We start from the raw sequence: 7,040 nt of genomic DNA, 5'->3' as shown, positions 1-7,040 counted from the left end.
GTAGTGAGGACTTCAGTCCTCTGATTTGGAATGCGGACTAAAGTCCTCACTACAAACCAATTTTTTGTCGTTGTTCGAGTAGGATACTATAAGATAGCACCCTACCAATACAGCACTCGCAGACAATTTCAATTCGCCTTTTTTTCCGAATATTGAACCCAGAAATTAGCCTAAGAAATTTTAAAATCTGATTTCACCAAAACACCCGGTTCTCGCTGCATCGGGAGCACATCTAAACTATCCAATTGCGCGCAATATTTTAAATCTTCAATCACGCCCAAACCGAGGAGGCGCTGGCCGTGACTGGCTTTTTCCAACAATTCATGCAGCCGATCTTGCCAGTGCAGATAAAGAGCGATCGCCCCAAACACTTCATCGTTACCAGCAAAATCGATCGCCGGAATACCGCTTTCTGCTAGCAAACTTTGGGCGATCGCACCAGCACACACCGTATCCTCCAACGAATAACTTCCTTCCCAACCAGAACCCACAATCCAAATACTTTCCGGCTTTTTGCTTAACAAAAACTGCACCACAGACTTGCGGTTGTTCAAAGCCGCCGTCAACACAGTTGCAGCAGCTTGCACTCTCTGCAAAGCCCGAGTACCGTTAGTTGTGCTAATAAAAATTCGCTTCCCAGTCACCTTTTCTGGCGCGCAGTCCAGCGGCGAATTCCCCATGTCAAAACCCTCAACTTTCGCGCCGCCACGCTCTCCGGCGCGAATCCGCTTGTGGGCCGGCCATTTTTCGCTCAGGGCCATCAGCTTATCTAAGTCGCTGAAAACTTGCACGGCTTCCGCACCATTATTCAGGGCCGTCGCCATTGTCGTAGTCGCCCGCAGCACATCAACTGCGATCGCGCAAGCCGGCATCTTGTCTGCTGGCGTAAGTTCCGGGGTATGGTAAATAAAAAGCTTCACTTTTGGGGCTACCTGCAATAAATCCTCATACGCAATAATAATAGAAAGTGACGCTCTCACCGCTAATATGTCAAAACAGCTCAATTCAAATCCCGCCCGCGCAGCTCTTAGCGCACCACTTGGACTCCTCGCAGGTTTCACCTATCCTTTGCGAGCTTTCACGCTGATTTGGCAAACTCCCAAGCTGTGGACATATGTATTAGTTCCCGTCGTCCTAAATTTTCTAATTGGTATCGGTCTTTATTTAAGCTTGCTATTTCCTAGTTTGGCAGGCATAGACGTTTTAGTTGCAGATTTGTCCGTCGGATTTAATTCTTTAATTGCAAGTTTACCAGATTGGCTGAGCTTTCTCGGCGGCTTGACACTCGCTTTCGGTTGGCTGCTGCGCGTACTTTTAGTCTCAGGACTTTTGCTAGTAATCGGGTTTTTGTTAGTTCAGTTTGGCGTAATTCTAGGTTCGCCTTGGTACGGCAAACTTTCCGAACAACTGGAACTACTGCGGAACGGTCAATTGCCCGCAGAAGCACCAATGAATTTGGCAAGTATTTTGGGGGATATTCAAAGGGCGATCGCCTTTGAACTCCAAAAACTACGTATTTTGTTGAGTTTCGGTATACCGTTGTTGCTGCTAAATTTTGTTCCAGGATTTGGCTCTATTCTTAGCAGTTTGGGAGGCGTAGCTTTGGGTGCGACTATTGTGTGTTTAGATTTTTTAGATGCACCTTTGGAGCGGCGGAGGCGGCCTTTTCAGGAGAAGCTGGAGATAATTCGGGCGACTTTGCCGGCTAGCGGGACTTTTGGTTTGGTTTGTTTGGGTTTGGTGAGCATTCCCCTGCTGAATCTGTTGGCGATTCCGCTGTGCGTCACGGCGGGAACTTTGTTTTTTTGCGATCGCATTTGGCCCGCCCGCTTTGCACCACAAGAAACAAACAACACTCCAGAAACTAACATTACAACTTAAAAACTAGGGAGATGCTTCTACTTTCTGCTGAATGCCTTCTACTTTCCGCTGACTCTGGGAGTTCAAGCTCAGAAACGGGCTTAAAAATATCCAACTAACGAAAAAGAATGAAGCTGTAAATAGCTGGACAATATCGATCGCCGACAAATATCCGTCAGACAATAGTGCAATGCTTCTATCTGTCAGCCCGAAGATCCAAGACAGAATCCCAAACAGCCAAATGCCTTTTTGGAGCATTGGCAAAAATGCTGAGACTTCGGAGTTTTGCTGCTTGTTCATTGATTTAGCCCTTGTTTGCGAAGAATCTAATAAGCCGGGGCACCCCAAGGGCTTAAGGATTTTTGGTCTCTCCTCGGATTCCCTTTGTTACCTCTATGTTAAGAAATGTTTCCAGATATTGCAACTGGCCCCTGGAGATATTCGCGCATCTATCTCAAGAGGTAGTAAAACGGTGAAAAACAAGTAAACTTTGCTACACTTTGCCAAAAAAGCTGCATGGGCACCCAGGCACCCAGCCTCCAGCAACAGCTTGTCATTTATTGTGAAGTATGTCATACTACAAAAAGTTCGATCGTTCCCAGTTCAGTCCTCAAAGCCACAAAACCCGCACGACAAACAATTTGAAGGTTGGTACCAACCAAACTTCTGATAAGTTCAGCATCAATAACACTAAACAATGGCACGCTTAAATCAGATTATCGCGATCGAGAAAGGCATCAAAAGCCGATCGATCCAAGAACTAGCAGAAGCCCAAAAAGCCCTCCAGAAGCCCGCCGTGCTTTCGGGAATCTCCCGCACGTACCGCCCCAAAGACGAAGAAGGCGAACAACTCCCGCCCGAGTCCAAAAAAGTCGAAGTCAAAGCCGAAGAGATTATCCGGAAAACCACAGAAGTTTTGACCAAACTCTTCGACGCCACCGCAACCAAAGATTGGACAAATTGCCGCGCCCGCGCCGACGTAACCGTAGACGGAAACGTGCTGTTGAGCCAAGTACCGGTCAGCTATTTGCTATTCATTGAAAAGCAACTGTCTGATTTGCAAGCATTCATCAAAAAACTTCCTGTTTTAGATGCTTCCGAAACTTGGACTTTCGATGCTTCCGCCGACTGTTGGGCCACAGAACCCGTGCAAACTCTCAAGACTTTTAAAACTCCGCGCAATCACGTTAAAGCTGAAGCTACCGAACACCACCCGGCTCAAGTCGATGTTTATTATGAAGATATTACGATCGGCTACTGGCGGACTGTCAAGTTTTCTGGATCTCTGCCAGCGCGGCGGATTAACGAGTTGCTGCAAAGGGTAGAAATCTTGCAGCAAGCTGTGATGTTTGCCCGCGAAGAAGCTAACAATTCTGATGTTGAGGAACAGAGAGTGGGAGAAAGAATTTTTCAATTTATTTTCCGCTAATTGCTTGCTTTTTTGATAGTTATGGTTTAAGATATAAACAGAGTACAAGTTCAATCTCAAACTTCAACTTAAACCGTACAAATGTGAGAGTACAGGTTCGACTCCTGTCCCTTCTACCTAACCTGGAGGGTAGCCCAAGTCGGCAGAGGCAGCATTACGTACAAATTCAATAGCAAGTTATCACTCTAAACTCAGCATTCTGGGCCGATCGCTAAAACGAATCCCCAGAAGAGTAATTTACCCGAAGTGAAACGTACTCAACGCCCGATCTGGCGATCGCCCGCATCCGATCGCAAAATCTCCCCCAGCCAAACTCCCTGTTAAAAACAATACACCCAGCGCTGCCGGGAGCGTTTGCGTCAAAGTGGATGCCAAACTCCGATCGAGCCTGGCCCGTAGGAGAAACCACCGGATCGGGCGTGATGTGAAAAAAGTTGCCCTCAATCCCTCGCGTATCTGACCAGTAAGGCGTAGTTGGTATTTTGTAGTCAAACCCTTGTGGAATTGGGCCTTTCCCCCGCTGCCACTGATCGCCGTGCTGCTGCCACCCCGCGCATCCGGAAGTCGCTAAATAATCAATCTTGTTGCCGTCGGGATAAATCAGTTGCAAACTTCCCAACAAAAGTTCGGGGGCAGCTTGCAGCCGCATTGCAAAAATTAGTTTGTGCATATTATTTTCTGGCTATTTTTAAAATGCGATCACGCAAGCTATCAAGCAAGTAGTCGGCTTCTAAAAGCGCATCTTCAAAACCAGCCTTAGACATTAAATATCCTCTGTCTTTAGCCAAACTGAGCAAAGCATCGATTAGCTCTTCTAGGTTAGAACAGTTGGTTTCTAAAAGCCGTCTTGCTGTAAGTTTGGGCATTGTTATTGAGATTTAAACCCGGAATTTCCGGCAATAAAGTTTTCAACGTTAGTAAGTCTTTGATCGTGAAATTTAATCGTTGCTACAACCTCTGCGCGTTGTTTGGCTGCATCTACAGCTTCTTTTTGCATAGATCTAATAGCATTTACAAGTACAAGCAGTACAGCTAAAACTACGCTTAAAACAGCTAAATCTATTTTTAGCAAAGTTGACGTTAGATTCATGACTGTCAATTGAAATTGTTAACTAAATTTGCTCAACTTAAACACTGTAAATCTCAATAGATGCAACAAACTGATTGTTTCTATTGTCAGAATAAAAAGGATAAATTGTTTCGGACAACCCTGTTAGAGCGTTCGATCTCCGAACCGCTTTGACCCCTTTTTTTCTGGGCACGGCTTTTATGCCAATTTTTCGCACTAAATTTTCCCGCAACTTCCATCCGTCAAGCCTAGAGCTTGGTTGCTGGATCGTTCCGCGTTCCCACTGAAAAGCGCCAGGAGGACTTGCACCAAGCTGAACGGGTTGTCCTTCAGAGTTTATACCAAACTCTTCAGAAACGGCATAACCTTCAGGTTCAAATCGAACTAGAGAAACAGAACCGTCAAAAGGAAATACCTTTTTGACGGATACAATCATTGGCTGAAGGTTAACAAACCAAATATCAGCAATTAATCCGTAAACATCAGGGCGAATAATTTTACCATCGGTTCCGACGATTGAAGCTTCGCTAATAAGAACTTTTAAGCACAAAGGCGTTATCCCAGCGTCTTCATCTCCAATTAAATCCCTGCCCCAATCGTAAGTTTCCCAATCATTAGTATCGGGCAATTTTCGGAAAATATGGCTACCTAAAGGAACCCACATGATTCTCTATCCTGGAACAAATTAAGTCTGAATTTAACACGGCAATTTTTAGATATTCGTCCATGTCTAATCCAGACATTTCAACCGCTTCTAGCCATTCACTCTCAGTAATTTTTTCATCCAAAAAATCTCGAAAAGCATAAGCAGCTTGATAGATTTTTGCGATTCCATCCATGATTTCGCTCGCTTTCATGTCTGGCAATAAAATTATGGAAGGAGCAAAAGAAACGCAAATATCCATTTTAATTCCGAAGGAATCTTTCAGGAGTGAAACTTGCCCGGTAAATATTGGCAGTGTCGCCCGCATCGCGAGTCGCAATAACCCCAGCTAAAACATTGGCCTTAGTTTGCTCGTGATTATTTGGCGCAGTGCCTGTCGAGCCAAACGGAAATGTATATGAATTCCCGTTTTGCTTCCTATAGTTGACTCGGGTTATCGAGCTTAACTTATTAGCATTTACGTTAGCAATTGCACCCGTAAAAACTGTAATTTTTGCTGGGACAAAACCACCAGAGTTAGCAAAAGTATCTAGCAAATTTAGATTATTGTCTCCAGATGTTCCAGTAGCATCTAAGCCGACAGTAGCAACCTGTGGAAAAGCGCGACCAGAAATTTTAACTTTCTGAGAATTGGGGTTATCCGTGCCACCAATAGGTTTGCCAAAAGGATTTATCCCTCTTACAATAACCCCGCCTCTCGGCTCAACTTCTCCGGCAGCAGGTTTTGGCGCAAACTCTGGGTTGCCATTTTTGAATTGTAAATAATTAGCTAAGGGCGAACCTGCCGGAGGAGCTTGGCCGTTTAGCATTTTTAGCGCAAATTGCAGTCTTGAAAAACGACGCATTTTTTAATGTCAAAATTTGAGTGTAGGTTAAAAAAAACAGAGGAGAGCGATATTTTTTTAAGCTAAGAAAGGCAATACCTGCTCGGAAATTGGCGATTTGACTCGAACAACAATTTGCTTAACCATGAAAAATCCGCCTTTTCCGTCTCCCTGTTGCTGGGCAGAGGGTGCAGTTACCGATTGAATCGTTTCTCCTACCGCCAGCGTTTTATTTTTTTCAAGCTGACATTTGTAGTAAGCCATTAGCCCGCTCCATAGAATCGGCAGCACGTCATCGTCATTTTTGAGCAAAAGATTGTCAAAAACTTCGTATTCTTTCGAGCCAGTTTCAAGATATGCGAGCAGTTGCTCTTTTGAGATTGTCATTATTCGTCGTGCTGTAAGCTTGCACTTTTACAATGGCGCAAAAGCCTGGCAGGTGACAACCCCTAAAACCTTTGTTTTACAAGCAATTCATTATATTTTTTCTTATGTACAACCCTAGGGGTGTGCAAAGAATTATATTTTTTGACTTAAGGTTTTGTAAATTTTTGTAAAGAGTCTTTAACCCAACGGTGGTAAGTTAATGGGTTCTTCGCCAAGCCACAGGTCAAACTCAATCCTCTGCTCGTCCCAGACGCGATCGGACAAATCCGACCGTCCCTCTAAATCTTGCGATCGCCTGCGCCACACAAGCACGGCTTTGCTGGGATACACAATAAAAGGTTGCTGTCTGCGGCGGGCAGTAGGGTTGGTATAACCTGAATCGCGAACGCCGTTTGGCACTATTTCAGCAGTAGACAAAGCCAACAACTCTTCAATCTTCTGCAAACCTTCGTTTTCTGAAGTTGCGTAAACCTGCATTTGGCGGCCGTTGTTTAATTGAGCTGTCACCAGTCGCTGCCCGCTGGTATACAATTTTGCTGCCAACTTAATTTTTTCCCAAGTCAGACCGCGCTTTACGTCTGGAATAGTAATTTGCCGTTTGCGAGCCCGTTTGCCGTCTGACATCACCCAAGGTGGTTGTTGTCTTTCCTTAAACTCAACAACCAAGTAGCGCTCTTGAAACTGAGGCCGCACGTAATCGTCAACCGGTGTACCGTTAATCAATACGCCAACATCTCGATTGCCAAGCATTTGGTGAGTTGCCATAACCTGAACCACTGCCGGCCTGAGCACAGCTTCGGGCCCGGA

The 7,040-nt window shown here is 45.1% G+C and carries 12 protein-coding genes; 2 read left to right on the top strand and 10 right to left on the bottom strand.

The genetic code is table 11. The features are described from left to right. Positions 1-170: 170 nt before the first annotated feature. On the bottom strand, positions 171-920 hold the full coding sequence (locus QUB64_RS25575) for a 2-phosphosulfolactate phosphatase family protein (RefSeq protein WP_333276349.1): 750 nt from the start codon (positions 918-920) through the stop codon (positions 171-173). A 67-nt stretch (positions 921-987) separates the two neighbouring features. Between QUB64_RS25575 and QUB64_RS25570 the strand changes: the two genes are divergently transcribed. Further along, entirely contained in the window at positions 988-1,881 is an 894-nt protein-coding gene (locus QUB64_RS25570) for an EI24 domain-containing protein (protein WP_333276352.1), read from the top strand. Between the two features lie 3 nt (positions 1,882-1,884). Here the strand turns inward: QUB64_RS25570 and QUB64_RS25565 are convergent, their stop codons facing one another. Then, entirely contained in the window at positions 1,885-2,160 is a 276-nt protein-coding gene (locus tag QUB64_RS25565) for a hypothetical protein (RefSeq protein WP_333276355.1), read from the bottom strand. A gap of 397 nt (positions 2,161-2,557) precedes the next feature. Between QUB64_RS25565 and QUB64_RS25560 the strand changes: the two genes are divergently transcribed. Then, entirely contained in the window at positions 2,558-3,289 is a 732-nt protein-coding gene (locus QUB64_RS25560; RefSeq protein ID WP_333276358.1) for a DUF7873 family protein, read from the top strand. Positions 3,290-3,500: 211 nt separating this feature from the next. On the opposite strand, the gene QUB64_RS25555 is transcribed toward QUB64_RS25560, so the two are convergent. The 8 genes from QUB64_RS25555 to QUB64_RS25520 form a co-directional block, all read right to left on the bottom strand. After that, entirely contained in the window at positions 3,501-3,959 is a 459-nt protein-coding gene (locus QUB64_RS25555; RefSeq protein WP_333276360.1) for a hypothetical protein, read from the bottom strand. Position 3,960: 1 nt separating this feature from the next. Then, positions 3,961-4,155, bottom strand: coding sequence for a hypothetical protein (locus QUB64_RS25550; RefSeq protein WP_333276363.1), 195 nt, complete (start codon positions 4,153-4,155; stop codon positions 3,961-3,963). A 2-nt stretch (positions 4,156-4,157) separates the two neighbouring features. After that, positions 4,158-4,379, bottom strand: a complete 222-nt coding sequence (locus QUB64_RS25545) for a hypothetical protein (protein WP_333276366.1) — start codon at positions 4,377-4,379, stop codon at positions 4,158-4,160. A gap of 37 nt (positions 4,380-4,416) precedes the next feature. Further along, a complete protein-coding gene (locus QUB64_RS25540) occupies positions 4,417-4,908 on the bottom strand; it encodes a hypothetical protein (protein WP_333276369.1) in 492 nt (163 codons plus the stop codon). 94 nt (positions 4,909-5,002) lie between these two features. Continuing rightward, the gene (locus tag QUB64_RS25535; protein WP_333276372.1) at positions 5,003-5,263 is read right to left on the bottom strand and encodes a hypothetical protein; all 261 of its coding nucleotides are present in this window, start codon (positions 5,261-5,263) and stop codon (positions 5,003-5,005) included. 1 nt (position 5,264) lies between these two features. Continuing rightward, the gene (locus QUB64_RS25530; protein WP_333276374.1) at positions 5,265-5,867 is read right to left on the bottom strand and encodes a hypothetical protein; all 603 of its coding nucleotides are present in this window, start codon (positions 5,865-5,867) and stop codon (positions 5,265-5,267) included. A gap of 57 nt (positions 5,868-5,924) precedes the next feature. Beyond that, entirely contained in the window at positions 5,925-6,233 is a 309-nt protein-coding gene (locus QUB64_RS25525) for a hypothetical protein (RefSeq protein WP_333276377.1), read from the bottom strand. 177 nt (positions 6,234-6,410) lie between these two features. Next, positions 6,411-7,040, bottom strand: a 630-nt coding sequence (locus QUB64_RS25520) for a hypothetical protein (RefSeq protein ID WP_333276379.1), incomplete at its 5' end; no start/stop codon positions are given.

Origin of the sequence: Microcoleus sp. Aus8_D2 (assembly GCF_036702665.1) — a bacterium.
Taxonomy (GTDB): domain Bacteria; phylum Cyanobacteriota; class Cyanobacteriia; order Cyanobacteriales; family Microcoleaceae; genus Microcoleus.
The sequence above is the reverse complement of the archived record's forward strand: the minus strand, read 5'-3'. Positions and strand labels throughout refer to the sequence as shown.

Coding starts and splice junctions, on each gene's coding strand:
- QUB64_RS25545 (WP_333276366.1), bottom strand. CDS start 4,379: ATGAATCTAACGTCAACTTTGCTAAAAATAGATTTAGCTGTTTTAAGC.
- QUB64_RS25535 (WP_333276372.1), bottom strand. CDS start 5,263: ATGGATATTTGCGTTTCTTTTGCTCCTTCCATAATTTTATTGCCAGAC.
- QUB64_RS25565 (WP_333276355.1), bottom strand. CDS start 2,160: ATGAACAAGCAGCAAAACTCCGAAGTCTCAGCATTTTTGCCAATGCTC.
- QUB64_RS25525 (WP_333276377.1), bottom strand. CDS start 6,233: ATGACAATCTCAAAAGAGCAACTGCTCGCATATCTTGAAACTGGCTCG.
- QUB64_RS25550 (WP_333276363.1), bottom strand. CDS start 4,155: ATGCCCAAACTTACAGCAAGACGGCTTTTAGAAACCAACTGTTCTAAC.
- QUB64_RS25530 (WP_333276374.1), bottom strand. CDS start 5,867: ATGCGTCGTTTTTCAAGACTGCAATTTGCGCTAAAAATGCTAAACGGC.
- QUB64_RS25555 (WP_333276360.1), bottom strand. CDS start 3,959: ATGCACAAACTAATTTTTGCAATGCGGCTGCAAGCTGCCCCCGAACTT.
- QUB64_RS25560 (WP_333276358.1), top strand. CDS start 2,558: ATGGCACGCTTAAATCAGATTATCGCGATCGAGAAAGGCATCAAAAGC.
- QUB64_RS25570 (WP_333276352.1), top strand. CDS start 988: ATGTCAAAACAGCTCAATTCAAATCCCGCCCGCGCAGCTCTTAGCGCA.